At 69.6% G+C, this 15,659-nt stretch carries 15 protein-coding genes; 7 read left to right on the top strand and 8 right to left on the bottom strand.

Annotated features, from left to right (window positions below):
* Positions 1–4: 4 nt before the first annotated feature.
* The 5 genes from HZ992_RS05140 to HZ992_RS05120 form a co-directional block, all read right to left on the bottom strand.
* Complete coding sequence (locus HZ992_RS05140) at positions 5–766, bottom strand: HpcH/HpaI aldolase family protein (RefSeq protein ID WP_209385611.1); 762 nt, start codon at positions 764–766, stop codon at positions 5–7.
* A gap of 21 nt (positions 767–787) precedes the next feature.
* Complete coding sequence (locus tag HZ992_RS05135) at positions 788–1,744, bottom strand: 2-hydroxyacid dehydrogenase (RefSeq protein WP_209385610.1); 957 nt, start codon at positions 1,742–1,744, stop codon at positions 788–790.
* A 9-nt stretch (positions 1,745–1,753) separates the two neighbouring features.
* Positions 1,754–2,701 carry a Bug family tripartite tricarboxylate transporter substrate binding protein gene (locus HZ992_RS05130; protein ID WP_209385609.1) on the bottom strand — a complete coding sequence of 316 codons (948 nt, stop codon included), beginning with the start codon at positions 2,699–2,701 and terminating at the stop codon, positions 1,754–1,756.
* Positions 2,702–2,733: 32 nt separating this feature from the next.
* Positions 2,734–4,068, bottom strand: coding sequence for a glucarate dehydratase (gene gudD / locus HZ992_RS05125; protein ID WP_209385608.1), 1,335 nt, complete (start codon positions 4,066–4,068; stop codon positions 2,734–2,736).
* A 76-nt stretch (positions 4,069–4,144) separates the two neighbouring features.
* The gene (locus tag HZ992_RS05120; RefSeq protein ID WP_209385607.1) at positions 4,145–4,885 is read right to left on the bottom strand and encodes a FadR/GntR family transcriptional regulator; all 741 of its coding nucleotides are present in this window, start codon (positions 4,883–4,885) and stop codon (positions 4,145–4,147) included.
* Positions 4,886–5,011: 126 nt separating this feature from the next.
* On the opposite strand from HZ992_RS05120, the gene HZ992_RS05115 reads away from it, so the two are divergent.
* The 7 genes from HZ992_RS05115 to garD are packed head-to-tail and all read left to right on the top strand — an operon-like array spanning position 5,012 to position 12,210.
* Complete coding sequence (locus HZ992_RS05115; RefSeq protein WP_209385606.1) at positions 5,012–5,833, top strand: NAD-dependent epimerase/dehydratase family protein; 822 nt, start codon at positions 5,012–5,014, stop codon at positions 5,831–5,833.
* Positions 5,834–5,864: 31 nt separating this feature from the next.
* Entirely contained in the window at positions 5,865–6,836 is a 972-nt protein-coding gene (locus tag HZ992_RS05110; protein ID WP_209385605.1) for a TRAP transporter substrate-binding protein, read from the top strand.
* Positions 6,833–7,345 carry a TRAP transporter small permease gene (locus tag HZ992_RS05105; RefSeq protein WP_245213356.1) on the top strand — a complete coding sequence of 171 codons (513 nt, stop codon included), beginning with the start codon at positions 6,833–6,835 and terminating at the stop codon, positions 7,343–7,345. Before HZ992_RS05110 ends, HZ992_RS05105 begins: the two co-directional genes overlap by 4 nt.
* Complete coding sequence (locus HZ992_RS05100) at positions 7,345–8,628, top strand: TRAP transporter large permease (RefSeq protein ID WP_209385604.1); 1,284 nt, start codon at positions 7,345–7,347, stop codon at positions 8,626–8,628. The genes HZ992_RS05105 and HZ992_RS05100 overlap by 1 nt, the downstream gene beginning before the upstream one ends.
* A gap of 10 nt (positions 8,629–8,638) precedes the next feature.
* Entirely contained in the window at positions 8,639–9,649 is a 1,011-nt protein-coding gene (locus HZ992_RS05095; protein WP_209385603.1) for a lactonase family protein, read from the top strand.
* A 28-nt stretch (positions 9,650–9,677) separates the two neighbouring features.
* On the top strand, positions 9,678–10,652 hold the full coding sequence (locus tag HZ992_RS05090; RefSeq protein WP_209385602.1) for a Bug family tripartite tricarboxylate transporter substrate binding protein: 975 nt from the start codon (positions 9,678–9,680) through the stop codon (positions 10,650–10,652).
* Between the two features lie 28 nt (positions 10,653–10,680).
* Entirely contained in the window at positions 10,681–12,210 is a 1,530-nt protein-coding gene (gene garD / locus HZ992_RS05085; protein ID WP_209387049.1) for a galactarate dehydratase, read from the top strand.
* On the opposite strand, the gene HZ992_RS05080 is transcribed toward garD, so the two are convergent.
* From HZ992_RS05080 to glxR, 3 genes are read right to left on the bottom strand one after another with little or no spacing between them, the layout of a single operon-like run.
* Entirely contained in the window at positions 12,188–13,396 is a 1,209-nt protein-coding gene (locus HZ992_RS05080) for a GGDEF domain-containing protein (RefSeq protein WP_209385601.1), read from the bottom strand. The genes garD and HZ992_RS05080 overlap by 23 nt on opposite strands.
* Before the next feature lie 37 nt (positions 13,397–13,433).
* Positions 13,434–14,735, bottom strand: a complete 1,302-nt coding sequence (locus HZ992_RS05075) for a glycerate kinase type-2 family protein (protein WP_209385600.1) — start codon at positions 14,733–14,735, stop codon at positions 13,434–13,436.
* Between the two features lie 8 nt (positions 14,736–14,743).
* Positions 14,744–15,652 (bottom strand): 2-hydroxy-3-oxopropionate reductase, encoded by a 909-nt coding sequence (glxR, locus tag HZ992_RS05070; protein ID WP_209385599.1) that lies wholly within the window; start codon positions 15,650–15,652, stop codon positions 14,744–14,746.
* Positions 15,653–15,659 lie beyond the last annotated feature (7 nt).

Raw genomic sequence — 15,659 nt, 5'->3', positions numbered from 1 at the left:
GGGGTCACTTGGCGCGCATCGCGCCGAGCAGGTCCTGCGAGCCGCCGGCCAGCAGCCGCGCGTCCGAGCCCACCGTCACGAAACGGAAGCCCTTGGCGATGCGACCCAGCGCCACGTCGGGCCGGCCGTTGTGGATGCCGGCCACCACGCCATGCGCCTTGGCGCGTTCGACGATGTGGTCGATGGCCTGCGCCGCTTTCGGGTCGACGTCGTCGAACACCGGCTTGCAGCCCAGCGCCAGCGACAGGTCCGAGGGACCGATGTAGATCGCGTCCAGGCCCTCGACGGAGAGGATCGAATCGAGGTTGTCCAGCGCCTGCGCCGTCTCGATCATCGCGAATCGCACGATGGTGTCGTTGGCCTGCGTCGGGTAGTCGGCGCCACCGTACAGCGAGGCGCGCACCGGGCCGAAGCTGCGCGTGCCGCGCGGCGCGTAGTTCGTGTAGGCGATGAAGCGCTGCGCCTCCTCCCGGTTGTTGACCATCGGGCAGATCACGCCGTAGGCACCGGCATCGAGCGACTTCATGATGATGCCCGGCTCCAGCCAGGGCACGCGCACCACCGGCACGGTGGCCGTGGTCGAGATGGCCTGCAGCATCGTCACCATGGTGGCGTAGTCGATCACGCCGTGCTGCAGGTCGATGGTCAGCGAGTCCCAGCCCTGGTGGGCCATGACCTCGGCGGAGAAGCTGTTCGGGATGGCCAGCCAGCCGTTCACCACGGCCTGGTCGTTCTTCCACAGCGTGCGCAGTCGGTTCTCTCTCATTGGGTCTCCCTCGGGTCGGATTCAGTTCGGCAGCGGCGCCGGCGAAACCATGCGGCCGTCGCGCAGAAAGCCCTGCAGGTTGTCGAACGTGCGGTCGGCCATGGCCTGCCGCGTCTCCTGCGTGCCGCTGGCGATGTGCGGCAGCAGCACCACGTTGTCCAGCGTGAAGAGTTCGGAGGGCACCTGAGGCTCGTTCTCGAACACGTCCAGGCCCGCCCCTGCGATGCGCTTGTCGACCAGCGCGCGCACCAGCGCCGCCTCGTCGATCACCGAGCCGCGCGCCACATTGACGATGAAGCCGCGCGGGCCGAGCGCGTCCAGCACCTCGGCATTGATCAGGTGCTTCGTGCCCGCGCCGCCGGCGGTGATGACGACGAGGAAATCGCACCAGCGCGCCAGTTCGATCAGCGAAGGCTCGTGCCGCCACGGCGCGCCCTCCACCGGCCGCCGGCTGTGGTAGCGGATGTCCATCTCGAAGCCGCCGGCGCGTTTCGCGATCGTCTGCCCGATGCGGCCCAGGCCGACGATGCCCAGCTTCGCGCCGCTGACCTTGCGCGCCAGCGGGAAGCTGGCCACGCCCGGGGTCGTCCAGCCGCCGCGGCGCACGTAGCGGTCGGCCTCGCTGACGCGGCGCGCCACGTCGAGCATCAGCACCATGGCGAGGTCGGCCACGCAGTCGTTGAGCACGTCCGGCGTGTAGCCCACGGCGATGCCGCGTGACTGGGCAGCAGCGAGGTCCAGCTTGTCCAGGCCGACGCCGAAGCTGGAGACGACGCGCAGCTTCGGCATCCTGTCCATCGTCGCGGCGCTGATGCCCACGCCGGCCGAGGTGACGAAGCCCTCGAACTCGCCGCCATGCGCGGCCAGATAGGCCTGCGGGTCGGCTTCGCTGGCCAGCAGGTGGGTGTCGAACTCGGCCGTCAGCCGCGCCTCGAGCGAGGGCAGCAGCCGGCCGGCTTGCAGGATGCGGTGCTTCAAGGGATTCCTTCAGTCGATCTTCACGCCGCCCGCGGCGACGACGCCCGCCCAGTTCTTGCGCTCGCGCTCGAAGAAGCTCGTGAACTCGGTGGGCGACATCGTATAGACCTCGGCGCCCTGCGAGACGAGGCGTTCGCGCACCTCGGGCGAGCGGATGATGCGGGTGAGCTCGGCGGAGAGCTTCGCCAGCACCGCCGGCGGCGTGGCCGCAGGCACCAGCAGGCCCTGCCAGGTGCCCGACTCGAACCCCTTGACGCCCTGCTCGGCGATGGTCGGCACATTGGCCAGCAGCGGCACGCGCGTGGCCTTGGAGACGCCCAGCACCTTCAGCTTGCCCGACTGCACCATCGGCAGCGTGGCCAGCATGCCGTTCATCAGCACCTGCGTCTGGCCGGCCACCGTGTCGCCGATGGCCTGCGAGCCGCCCTTGTAGGGGATGTAGGTCCACTCGGCCTTCGTCGCCTTCTCCACCGCCACGCCGGCCAGGTGCGGCGCGCTGCCGATGGCGGTGACGGCGAAGTTGAGCTTCTCCTTGTGCGACAGCGCCACCAGCTCCTGCAGGTTGTTCGCCTTCACCGAGGGGTGCACCACCAGCAGGTGCGGCGAGTAGGCCAGCATGGTCACGCCGCGCAGGTCCTTGCTCGGCTCGAAGGGCAGCTGCTTGTAGACCGAGGCGGTGATGGCCAGCGCGCCGACGTCGCACAGCAGCAGCGTGTGGCCGTCGCTGGATTTGGCCACCGAGTCGGTGCCGGTGTTGCCGTTCGCGCCCGGCCTGTTCTCCACGATCACCGTCGTCTTCAGCGCCTCGGCCAGCGGCTGCGAGATGGCACGCGCGATGATGTCCGAGGAGCCGCCCGGCGGGTAAGGCACGACGATGCGGATCGGCTTGCTCGGCCAGGCCTGCGCCGAGGCGTTCACGGTGAGGGCCGCCAGCGCGGCGAATATCAGCTTCTTCATGGTGAGTCCTGGAATGTGAAGGGTGCGGTGCGTCAGCGCACCAGGCAAGGCCGCTTGGGGTCGAAGGTCCAGTTCGGCACGAGGTACTGCATCGCCATCGCGTCGTCGCGGGCGCCCAGGCCGTACTGCTGGTAGAGCTGATGGGCCTTGTGCACCTCGGCCATGTCGAGCTCCACGCCCAGGCCCGGCTTCTTCGGCACCTGCACATGGCCGCCGACGATCTGCAACGGGTCCTTGGTCAGGCGCTGGCCGTCCTGCCAGATCCAGTGCGTGTCGATCGCGGTCACCTTGCCGGGCGCCGCGGCGCCGACGTGGGTGAACATCGCCAGCGAGACATCGAAGTGGTTGTTCGAGTGCGAGCCCCAGGTCAGGCCCCAGTCGCGGCAGGTCTGCGCCACGCGCACCGAACCGGCCAGGGTCCAGAAATGCGGGTCGGCCAGCGGGATGTCGACCGACTGCAGCGCGAGCGCATGCGAGAGCTGCCGCCAGTCGGTGGCGACCATGTTGGTGGCGGTGGGCAGCCCGGTGGCGCGGCGGAACTCGGCCATCACCTCGCGGCCGCTGAAGCCCTGCTCGGCACCGCAGGGGTCTTCGGCGTAGGCGACCACGCCGCGCATGCGGTGGCCCAGGCGGATCGCGTCCTTCAACCACCAGCCGCCGTTCGGATCGAGCGTCACGCGGGCCTGCGGGAAGCGCTCATGCAGCGCGATCACTGCGTCGACCTCGGCGTCGCCGGCGAGCACGCCGCCCTTGAGCTTGAAGTCGTTGAAACCGTAACGCTCGCTCGCCGCCTCGGCCAGGCGCACGATGGCCTGCGCGTCCATCGCCGGCTCGTGGCGCAGGCGCGACCAGGCGTTGTCGGCGCCGGGTTCCTCGGCATACGGCAGGTCGGTCTTGCGCCGGTCGCCGACGTAGAACAGGTAGCCGAGCATCTCCACTGCGTCGCGCTGCTGGCCTTCGCCGAGCAGCGCCGCCACCGGCAGGCCCAGGTGCTGGCCGAGCAGGTCGAGCATCGCCGACTCGACGGCGGTGACGGCATGGATCGTCGTTCGCAGGTCGAAGGTCTGCAGGCCCCGGCCGCCGCTGTCGCGGTCGGCGAAGGCGCGCTGCATCTTCTGCATCACCGCCCGCACGTTGGCGACCGGCTGGCCGACCACCAGCTCGCGCGCATCTTCGAGCGTCTGGCGGATCTTCTCGCCGCCCGGCACCTCGCCAACGCCGCTGCGGCCGGCGCTGTCGGTGAGGATCAGCAGGTTGCGCGTGAAGAAGGGGCTGTGCGCGCCGCTCAGGTTGAGCAGCATGCTGTCGCGGCCGGCGACGGGGATCGCCTGCAGCGAGGTGACGATGGGGGCTGAAGACGTGGGCAAGGCGGACTCTCGCGCAAAGCAAGTTGTCAGTCATCCTACAACTAAACCGACGCAAGTCAACGCGGGCAAACCCAATTCAGGGCGCCGCCACACCCTGCTCCGCAAACGCCCGGCGGCGCCGCTCGCGGCTGTTCGCCAGGTGCGTGCGCATCGCCGCGCGCGCCGCTTCCGCGTCCTGCGCGACGATGGCGTCGTAGATGCTCTCGTGCTCCGCGTTGACGCGGCGCAGGTAGGCCTGGCGCGGCGGGTCGGCCTCGCGGGCAGCCTCCAGGCGCGCACGCGGAATGATCTGGGCACCCAGGGTTGCCAGCAGCCCGGTGAAGTGCTCGTTCTGCGTGGCGCGCGCGATCTCGGCGTGGAACTGGAAGTCGGCGGCGACCGCGTCGCGCCCCTCTTCCACCGCGATCGCAAAGTTGTCGAGCGCGGCACGCATCACGGCCAGGTTGGCCACGCTGCGCCGCTGCGCCGCCAGGCCTGCCGCCTCGCTTTCGACGCCGATGCGCAGTTCGAGCACGGCGATCACGTCGCGCAGCGTGGCCAGTTGCTGCGGCTCGATGCGGAATACCGAGGCATCGCCCACGCCAACCACGAAGGTGCCGATGCCATGCCGCGTCTCGACCATGCCGGCCGCCTGCAGCTTGGAGAGGGCCTCGCGCACCACCGTGCGGCTGACGCCGAACTCGGCCATCACCGCCGCCTCGGTGGGCAGCTTGTCGCCGGGCGCCAGGCGCCCCTCGCGGATGCGCTCGCCCAGGGACTCGACCACGCCGAGGGCCAGGGTGCGCGGTCGGCGTGCGGCAATGACATCCTGATTCACGAGACCTCCGGATAAACCCTGTACGGACGACCTTGACAGTGCCACGGCCGACTCCAAGAATCGACCAAGTTATACGACAACTGACGTCTTACCTCAAGCGGTATCGACGCGACTGTAGCAAGCCCCATGACTTCGCCCCACCCTTCCCCGCTGCGTTTTCGCCGCCTGCTGCTCACCGGCGCGGCCGGCGGCCTGGGCCGCGTCCTGCGCCCGCGGCTGAAGTCGCGCTGCGACGTGCTTCGCGTGTCCGACATCGCCGAGCTCGGCACCGCCGCGCCCGGCGAGGAACTGCAGCCGGTGCGGCTGGAAGACCGCGCCGCGATGCGCGCTCTGCTCGAAGGCGTCGACGCGGTGGTGCACCTGGGCGGCGTGTCGACCGAGCAGCCCTTCGACCTGATCCTGCAGGCCAACATCGTCGGCGCCTTCAACCTCTACGAGGCGGCGCGTGTGCAGGGCGTCAGGCGCATCGTCTTCGCCAGCTCCAACCACGTCACCGGTTTCTACCGGCAGGACGAGGTGATCGACGCGCGCGCGCCGGTGCGCCCCGACGGCCACTATGGCCTGTCCAAGGCCTACGGCGAGAACCTGGCGCAGTTCTACTGGGACCGCCACGGCATCGAGACGGTGAGCCTGCGCATCGGCTCGTCATTCCCCGAGCCGAAGGACCGACGCATGCTCGCCACCTGGCTGAGCTACGACGACCTCGAGCGTCTGGTGGTGTCGGCACTCACCGCGCCGGGGGTCGGCCACAGCATCGTCTACGGCATGTCGGCGAACACCACGAGCTGGTGGGACAACACCGCGGCACGCCACCTCGGCTATGCGCCGCAGGACAGCTCCGAGCCCTTCCGCGCCGCGGTCGAGGCGAGGCAGCCGCTGATCGACCGCGACGACCCGGCCACGCAGTACCAGGGCGGCGCCTTCGTGCGCACCGGCCCGTTCGACTGAACGCAGCTCACAGACCCACAGGAGACACCCCATGAAGATCCACGCTCGACTGCTCGCCACCGCTGCGGCGCTCGCCGTGCTCACCGCTGCCGTGCACGGGCAGACCCTTAAGGCGGCCGACGTGCACCCGGCCGGCTACCCGACCGTCGTGGCGGTCGAGAGCATGGGCAAGAAGCTGGATGCCGCGACGCAGGGCCGCATCAAGTTCCAGATGTTCCCCGGCTCGGTGCTCGGCGGCGAGAAAGAGATGATCGAGCAGACGCAGGTCGGCGCGATCCAGCTGCTGCGCACCTCGCTCGGCCCGGTCGGCCCGGTGGTGCCCGAGGTCAACGTGTTCAACATGCCCTTCGTGTTCCGCAACCCGGCGCACATGCGGGCCGTCATCGACGGGCCGATCGGTCAGGAGATGCTCGACAAGATCAGCGCCTCGCCCGCCCGCCTGGTGGCGCTGGCGTGGATGGACGGCGGCTCGCGCAGCCTGTACACCAAGAAGCCGGTGCGCAAGCCCGAAGACCTGAAGGGCCAGAAGATCCGCATGATGGGCAACCCGCTGTTCGTCGACACGATGAACGCGATGGGCGGCAACGGCATCAGCATGGGCTACGGCGAGGTGTTCACCGCCATCCAGACCGGCGTGGTCGACGGCGCCGAGAACAATCCTCCCTCGCTGTTCACGGCTAACCACTTCCAGGCCGGCGCGAAGTACTACACCCAGACGAACCACCTGATCATCCCGGAGATCCTGGTCATGTCGAAGGTGACCTGGGACAAGCTGAGCGCGGCCGACCAGGCGCTGGTAAAGAAGTTCTCGCGCGAGGCGCAGCTCGAGCAGCGCACGCTGTGGGACCAGTACGTCGTCGATTCCGTGGCCAAGCTGAAGGCGGCCGGCGTGGAGTTCATCGAGATCGACAACAAGCCCTTCTTCGACGCGACCGTGCCGGTGCGCGCCAAGTACGGCGCGCAGTTCGCCGACCTGATGAAGCGCATCGAAGCCGTCAAGTGAGCCGCGACCCCGTCTTCGTGCAGCTGATGGACAGGCTCTACCTGGCCGCCATCTGGCTGGCCGGCATCGCCATCCTGCTGATGTCGCTGATCATTCCCTGGGGCGTGTTCTCGCGCTACGTGCTGGGCCGCGGCTCGCAATGGCCCGAGCCGATCGCAATCCTGTTCATGATGGTGTTCACCTTCGTCGGCACGGCCGCGGCTTACCGCGCCGGTGGCCACATCGCCGTTACCCTGTTCACCGACCGCCTGCCCGCTGCGCTGCAGGGCGCGGCAGCGCGCCTGGTCGACCTGCTGATGGCGGTGGCCTGCCTGTTCGTCGCCTGGTACGGAACCCGCCTGGCGCTGGAGACGATGAACCAGAGCATCAGCGAGCTGCCCTGGCTGCCGGTGGGCGTGACCTACGCCGCCATTCCGCTGGGCGCCGCGATGACCTTGGCCTTCGTGATCGAGCGCATCGTCTTCGGCGCGCAGACGCAGCGCGCGGTCGTGCGCTTCGAGGAGCTCTGATGGACGCCTTCGTCCTGCTGGGCAGCTTCGTCGCGCTGATGGTCGTCGGCGTGCCGATCGCCTACTGCCTGGGCCTGTCGGCCCTGATCGGCGCGCTGTGGATCGACATCCCGCTCGACGCGGTGATGATCCAGCTCGCCTCGGGGGTCAACAAGTTCTCGCTGCTGGCGATCCCGTTCTTCGTGCTGGCCGGCGCGATCATGGCCGAGGGCGGCATGGCGCGGCGCCTGGTCGCTTTCGCCGGCGTGCTGGTGGGCTTCATCCGCGGCGGACTGTCGCTGGTGAACATCCTCGCCTCGACCTTCTTCGGCGCGATCTCGGGCTCGTCGGTGGCCGACACGGCCTCGATCGGCTCGGTGCTGATCCCGGAGATGGAGAAGAAGGGTTACCCGCGCCCCTTCGCCACCGCGGTGACGGTCAGCGGCTCGGTGCAGGCGATCCTGATCCCGCCCAGCCACAACGCAGTGCTGTACTCGCTGGCCGCCGGCGGCACGGTGTCGATCGCCGGCTTGTTCATGGCCGGCGTTCTGCCGGGGCTGCTGATGGGGCTGACGCTGGCCGTGCTGTGCCTGTTCATCGCACGCAAGGAGAACTACCCGAAGGGCGAGGTGATCCCGCTGCGCCAGGCGCTGAAGATCTGCGCCGATGCGCTGTGGGGCCTGATGACCATGGTCATCATCCTCGGCGGCATCCTCTCGGGCGTGTTCACCGCCAACGAGTCGGCCTCGATCGCGGTGCTGTGGGCCTTCTTCGTCACCATGTTCGTCTACCGCGACTACAAGTGGCGCGACCTGCCCAGGCTCGTGCACCGCACGGTCAAGACCGTGACCATCGTGATGATCCTGATCGGCTTCGCGGCCTGTTTCGGCTACCTGATGACGCTGATGCAGATCCCGATGAAGGTGACCGCCTTCTTCACCGGCATCTCCGACAACCGCTACGTCATCCTGCTGCTCATCAACGTGATGCTGCTGGTGCTGGGCTGCCTGATGGACATGTCGCCGCTGATCCTGATCCTCACGCCCATCCTGCTGCCGGTGGTCAAGATGCTGGGCATCGACCCGGTGCATTTCGGCATGATCATGATGGTGAACCTGGGCATCGGCCTGATCACGCCGCCAGTGGGCACGGTGCTGTTCGTCGGCAGCGCGGTGGCCAAGCTGCCGATCGGCGTGGTGACGCGCGCGATGATGCCCTTCTTCGTCGCGCTGTTCATCGTGCTGATGATGGTGACCTACGTGCCCTGGCTGTCTCTGTGGCTGCCACGCACGCTGGGGCTGTAGGCTGCGCCGCATGGCCACCATCGTCTACATCAGCAACGCCGACAGCGGTGAAATCACCGTGCTCGCGCTCGACGAGTCGCGCGGTGCGCTGGCCACAGTGCAGACCGTGGCTGCGCTCGGCACCGTGATGCCGATGGCAGTGAGCCCCGACCGTCGCACGCTGTACGCCGCGCGTCGCAACGAACCCTGGTCGGTGCTCGCCTTCTCGATCGATCCGCGCGACGGCCGCCTCGAGGCCTTGGCCGAGGCGCCGCTGCCGCAGAGCATGGCCCACATTGCGATGGACGGCAGCGGCCGCTGGCTGTTCAGCGCCTCGTACCACGGCAACCTGCTCGCGCTGAGCCCGATCGATGCCGATGGCCGGCCCGGCGTGGCGACGCAAGTGATCCCCACCGGCCCGAAGGCCCATGCGATGCGCGCGGCGCCGGGCAACTGTTTCGTCTACGCCACCTCGCTGGGTGGCGGCGTGGTGATGCAGTTCGGCTTCGATGCCGAGAACGGCACGCTCACGCCGCTGGCCCCGCGCGCCTTCGCCGTGCGCGAAGGCGCCGGCCCGCGCCACCTCGCCTTCCACCCGCGCGGCGGCTTCGTCTACCTGCTCAACGAACTCGACGCGTCGGTCGATGTGTTCAGCCTCGATCCGCACAGCGGTGCGCTGAACTGCGTGCAGAGCCTGTCCACGCTGCCGCCGGGCTTCGCGGGCGAGCCCTGGGCCGCCGAACTGCGGCTCACGCCCGATGCCCGCTTCCTCTACACAAGCGAACGCCGCGGCAGCACGCTGGCCGGCTTCGCCGTCGACGCCGCCAGCGGCCGGCTCGCGCCGATCGGCCACTGGCCCACGCAGGCGCAGCCGCGCGGCTTCGCGCTCTCGCCCTCGGGGCGCTGGCTGATCGCCGCCGGGCAGCTATCGCACGCGGTCGGTGTGCACGCCATCGATCCGCGCACCGGCCGGCTCGAACTGCGCCACGAACACGCCGTGGGCCGCAACCCCAACTGGGTCGAGGCGATCGCCCTGCCCTGACCCACCCCTGAACACAACGGAGACTCTGATGAACCTCACTCGTCGCACCCTGCTGGCCGGCTTCGCGTTGGCCGCCTTCACGCCCCTGCCGGCCACCGCCCAGGAATGGCCGGCCAAGCAGCCGATCCTCATCGTCGTGCCCTTCGCACCGGGAGGCACCAGCGACATCCTGGCGCGCACGCTGGGCGAGCGGCTGCAGGCCACGCTGAAGCAGACCGTGGTGGTCGAGAACAAGGCCGGCGCCGGCGGCGTGATCGGCGCCGATTCGGTGGCCAAGTCACCGGCCGACGGCTACACGCTGCTGCTGGGCACCATCGCCACGCACGCCATCAACCCGGCGCTGCAGCCGAAGATGCCCTACGACGCGGCGAAGGACTTCGCACCCGTGTGGCTGATCGGCAGCATCAGCAATGTGCTGCTGGTCGGCGCCGATCAGCCCTACAAGAGCGCGAAGGACGTCATCGCCGCCGCCAAGGCCAAACCCGGCGCACTGGTGTTCGGCTCGCCGGGCCAGGGCACCTCGCAGCACCTGTCGGGCGAGACGCTGAAGATCATGGCCGGCATCGACATCGCCCACGTGCCCTACAAGGGCAGCGGCCCGGCCACACAGGACCTGGTCGCCGGCCAGATCCCGATGACGGTGGACACCGCGCTGGTGGCTCTGCCGCACATCCAGAGCGGCAAGATCCGCGCACTGGCCGTCACCTCGGGCAAGCGCACCGCGGTGCTGCCCGACGTGCCCACGCTGGCCGAAGCCGCGGTGCCGGGCTTCGACGTGTCGTCGTGGCAGGCGCTGTATGCACCGGCCGGCACGCCGGCGGCGATCGTCGCGCGGCTGAATACCGAGCTGGCACAGATCGCCGCCCAGCCCGAGATCAAGGCCAAGCTCGCCTCGCTGGGGGTGGACCACAATACCAACACGCCGGCGCAGTTCGGCGAGTTCCAGAAGGCCGAGCAGGCCAAGTGGGTGAAGATCGTCAAGGACGGCAACCTCAAGCCCTGAATCGAGCGTGGAACCGCTGCTCATCCGCATGCACGATCGCGACAACGTCGCGATCGTCGCCAACGACGGCGGCCTGCCCGCCGGCACCGCCTGCCCCGGCGGCCTGGTGCTGAAGGATCAGGTGCCGCAAGGCCACAAGGTCTCGCTGATCGACCTGAAGGCCGGCGACGCGGTGCGCCGCTACGGCGTGAGCATCGGCCGCGCCTTGCGCGACATCGAGGCCGGCCGCTGGGTGCACGAGCGGCTGCTCGAGATGCCCGGGGCGCTCGGTCTCGAAGGGCTGCCAATGGCCGTGGCCCAGGCGCCGGTCTTGCCGCCGCTCGACGGCTTCAGCTTCCAGGGCTACCGCAACGCCGACGGCTCGGTGGGCACGCGCAACCTGCTGGCCATCACCACCACCGTGCAGTGCGTGGCCGGTGTGGTCGAGCATGCGGTGCGGCGAATCCGCACCGAGCTGCTGCCCTCGTACCCCCATGTCGACGATGTCGTCGGCCTGGAGCACAGCTACGGTTGCGGCGTGGCGATCGACGCGCCCGACGCGGTGATCCCGATCCGCACGCTGCGCCACATCAGCCTGAACCCGAACTTCGGCGGCGAGGTGATGGTGGTCAGCCTGGGCTGCGAGAAGCTGCAGCCCGAGCGCCTGCTGCCGCCGGGCAGCTTCGCGATCGGCGAGGCGGCCACGCAGCCGGCGCTCGACGTGGTCTGTCTGCAGGACGATGCGCATGTCGGCTTCGAATCGATGATCGACTCGATCCTGCGCCAGGCGCGCGTGCACCTGGAGCGGCTCGACGCGCGCCGCCGCGAGACCGTGCCGGCCAGCGAGCTGGTGGTCGGCGTGCAGTGCGGCGGCAGCGATGCCTTCTCCGGCGTCACCGCCAACCCGGCGGTGGGCTTCGCGAGCGACCTGCTGGTGCGCGCCGGCGCCACCGTGATGTTCAGCGAAGTCACCGAGGTGCGCGACGCCATCGACCAGCTCACCGCGCGCGCCGCCACGCCCGAAGTGGCGCAGGCCATGGTGCGTGAGATGGCCTGGTACGACGCCTACCTGCAGCGCGGCCAGGTCGACCGCAGCGCCAACACCACGCCGGGCAACAAGAAGGGCGGCCTGTCGAACATCGTCGAGAAGGCGATGGGCTCGATCGTCAAGAGCGGCAGTGCGCCGATCAGCGGCGTGCTCGCGCCGGGCGACAAGCTCGCGCCCGGCCAGCGCGGGCTGATCTACGCCGCCACGCCGGCCAGCGACTTCATCTGCGGCACGCTGCAGCTGGCGGCCGGCATGAACCTGCACGTCTTCACCACCGGCCGCGGCACGCCCTACGGCCTGGCCGAATGCCCGGTGCTCAAGGTGGCCACGCGCAGCGAGCTGGCGCGGCGCTGGCATGACCTGATGGACCTCGACGCCGGCCGCATCGCCACCGGCGAGAAGAGCATCGAGGAGATGGGCTGGGCGCTGTTCCACCGCCTGCTCGCGGTGGCCAGCGGCGAGCGCACCTGGGCCGAGCGGCACCGGTTGCACAACGCGCTGGTGCTGTTCAACCCGGCGCCGGTGACCTGAGCGGGACGGCGTCGCGCGGCGACGGCGGCGGCAGTGCGCCCGCGGCCATGACACGGTCGCGCCCGGCAGCCTTGGCGGCATACAAGGCGCGGTCGGCCTCGGCCCAGCAGAGTTCCCAGTCGGCGCGCTCGTTGCAGCGCCGCGAGATGCCGATGCTGACGGTGCAGCGCACCGGCATCTTCACGCCGGGCAGCATCACTTCGAGCTTGCGCACGCCGTTCAACAACCGGTCGGCGAGCGCGCGGGCCACGCCGTCGTCGGCGGCCACGCAGCCGACGAGGAACTCCTCGCCGCCGACACGCGCGATGAAGTCGCTGGCCCGGATGTTGGCGTTCAGCGAGCCGGCAACCTCGCGCAGCACCAGGTCGCCGGCGGCGTGACCGTGGCTGTCGTTGATGCGCTTGAAGTTGTCGATGTCGACCTGCATCAGCGTCACCGGCCGCGTGGCCCGCTCGGCGAAGTGGCGCGCCAGCACCTCCTCCAGGCCGTTGCGGTTGAGCACCCGCGTCAGCGCATCGCGCGAGGCCAGCTCGGTCAGCTGCGTGTTCAGACGCGCGAACACCATCCACACCAGGTTCAGGCCGAGCAGCACGGCGGCCAGCGACGCGTAGGAGTAGTAGATCTGCGCATACAGGCCGCGGTAGACGACCTCGGTGCCATGGATGCCGATGAAGAAGCCGCGTGCACCGGTGAGCAGCGACAGCGTGCCCATCACCAGCGTCAGCACGATCAATGGGGAGGCCAGCGCACGCCCCTGCGCCGCGCGGGCCAGGCAGGCCTCGACGGCGATGGCGCCATAGATGAGCCCGAGCGTGACGTTGAGCAGCACATGGCGGCCGACGATGTTCCAGAGCTGGACGGCCAACAGGTGCAGCACCGCATAGAGCAGGACCGCGGCGGCGAAATGCAGCCAGCGCCAGGAAGCACGGCCGAGGAACTGGCGCAGGCCCGCGTGGAAGAAGCAGGCCGCCAGCACCATGGCCGCGTCGGCGGTCAGCATCCCCGCTGCGGCGACGTCGCGTCCGGCCAGCATGCGGACGATGTAGGCCGAGCCGAACAACACGCCGCCGGCCGACCACAGGCGCAGGCCGCTGCGCGGCGGCATGCCCCGGCCGATCAGGTAGTACAGCCCGCCTGAACAGATCAGGTGGGTGGCCAGCATGATGATGACGGTGTTTGGATCCATGGCGTGCCCGCGGGCGGCGCCATGATAGGGGCAGAGCTCAGCTCACCAGCAGCGCGCGAAAATCATTCACGTTGGTGAAGGTCGGGCCTGGCGCCACCAGGTCGCCCAGCGGCGCGAAGAAGCCGTAGGCATCGTTGTAGTCGAGGAAGGCCTGCGCCTTCATGCCGAGCGCCAGGCCGCGGGCCAGGGTGTCGGGCGTGACGATGGCGCCGGCGTTGTCTTCCACGCCGTCGATACCGTCGGTGTCGGCGGCCAGCACGTGCACGCCGGGCTCGCCCTGCAGCGCGATCGCGCAGCCCATCAGGAACTCGGTGGCGCGGCCGCCGCGGCCGCCCTTGCTCTTCACGGTGACCGTGGTCTCGCCGCCGGACAGGATCACGCAGGGCTTCGCGAAAGGGGTGCCGCTGCGCGCCACCGAGCGCGCCAGCGCGGCGTGCACCTTGCCGACCTCGCGCGACTCGCCTTCCATCTCGTCGCTGAGGATGTAGGGCGTGATGCCGGCAGCCCGCGCCACCGCGGCGGCCGCCTCCAGGCTCTGGCGCGGCGTGGCGATCATGTGCACGGCGTGGCCGGCAAAGCGCGGGTCGCCGGGCTTGGGCGACTCGAAGGCACCGCTTTCCAGGCCCGCGCGCGCCGCTGCGGGGATCTCGATGCCGTAGCGCGTCAGGATGGCCAGGGCGTCGGCGCAGGTCGTGCTGTCGGGCACGGTCGGGCCGCTGGCGATGACCTCGGGTGCATCGCCCGGCACGTCGCTGATCAGCAGCGTGACCACCCGCGCCGGCGCGCAGTTCGTCGCCAGGCGCCCGCCCTTGATCGCCGAGAGGTGCTTGCGCACGCAGTTCATCTCGTCGATGGCCGCGCCACTCTTCAGCAGGGCCTTGTTGATGGCCTGCTTCTCCTCCAGCGTGATGCCGTCGGCCGGCAGCGAGAGCAGGGCCGATCCTCCGCCGGAGATCAGGCAGAGCACCAGGTCGTCGGCACTCAGGCCCTGCGCAAGCTCGGCGATGCGCTGCGCGGCGCGGCGGCCGGCTTCGTCGGGCACCGGGTGCGCCGCTTCGACCACCTCGATGCGGCCGGGCTTCGCCTTGTAGGCGGGCGGCACGTGGTCATAGCGCGTGACGACCAGGCCCGACAGCGGCGAGCCCTGCGGCCACAGCGCATCGACCGCCGCGGCCATCGCGCCGCCTGCCTTGCCGGCGCCGATGACGACCGTGCGGCCCTTCGGCGGCGGCGGCAACCACGCGGCGGTGGTCTCTGCCGGCAGCGCGCGCGCCACCGCGGCGTCGTAGAGGGCGCGCAGGAAGCCGCGCGGGTCGGTGTGGGGATTCGGCGTGCTCATCCGCCGGATTATCCCGGCGTGGCTCCGGACACCTCGTGTTTGGCGAGCAGTTCCAGCGCCCGCACCAGTGCCGAGTGGTCCTGGTCCTGCATTCCGTGCGCCGCGCAGGCCTGCATCAGCTGCGCCACGTTGGCCGTGCCCGGCAGGCTCACGCCCAGCGCCTTGGCGCCCTGCAGCGCCAGGTTCAGGTCCTTCTGGTGCAGTGCGATGCGGAAGCCCGGGTTGAAGGTCCGCTTGATCATGCGCTCGCCATGCACCTCGAGGATCCGGCTGGCGGCGAAGCCGCCCATCAGCGCCTGCCTCACCTTGGCCGGGTCGGCCCCGGCCTTGCTCGCGAACACCAGCGCCTCGCCCACCGCCGCGATGTTCAGCGCCACGATGATCTGGTTGGCCACCTTGGTGGTCTGCCCGTCGCCGTTGCCGCCCACCAGGGTGATGTTCTTGCCCATCAGCTGGAACAGCGGCAGCACGCGGTCGAACGCCGCCTGCGCGCCGCCGACCATGATGGTCAGGCTGGCCGCCTTGGCACCCACCTCGCCACCGGACACCGGTGCGTCCAGGTAGTCGCAGCCCAGCTCGTTGATCCTCTTGGCGAAAGCCTTGGTCTCGATCGGCGAAATCGAGCTCATGTCCACCACCGTCTTGCCCTTGCTCAGGCCTGCGGCCACCCCGCTCTCGCCGAACAGCACCTTCTCCACATCCGGCGTGTCCGGAACCATCGTGAAGACGATGTCGGCGCGCTCGGCCACGCCGCGCGGCGTGGTGCATTGCGTCGCGGTGCTCGAGGCGATCTCGGGATGCACCTTGCTGCGCGTATAGACGAAGAGCTGGTGGCCGGCCTTGATCAGGTGCAGCGCCATCGGCGCGCCCATGATGCCCAGCCCGATGAAGCCGATCTTGAGAGGAGTCGTGGTCATGAATGTC

Source organism: Rhizobacter sp. AJA081-3 (genome assembly GCF_017795745.1).
GTDB lineage: Bacteria > Pseudomonadota > Gammaproteobacteria > Burkholderiales > Burkholderiaceae_C > Piscinibacter.
The sequence above is the reverse complement of the archived record's forward strand: the minus strand, read 5'-3'. Positions and strand labels throughout refer to the sequence as shown.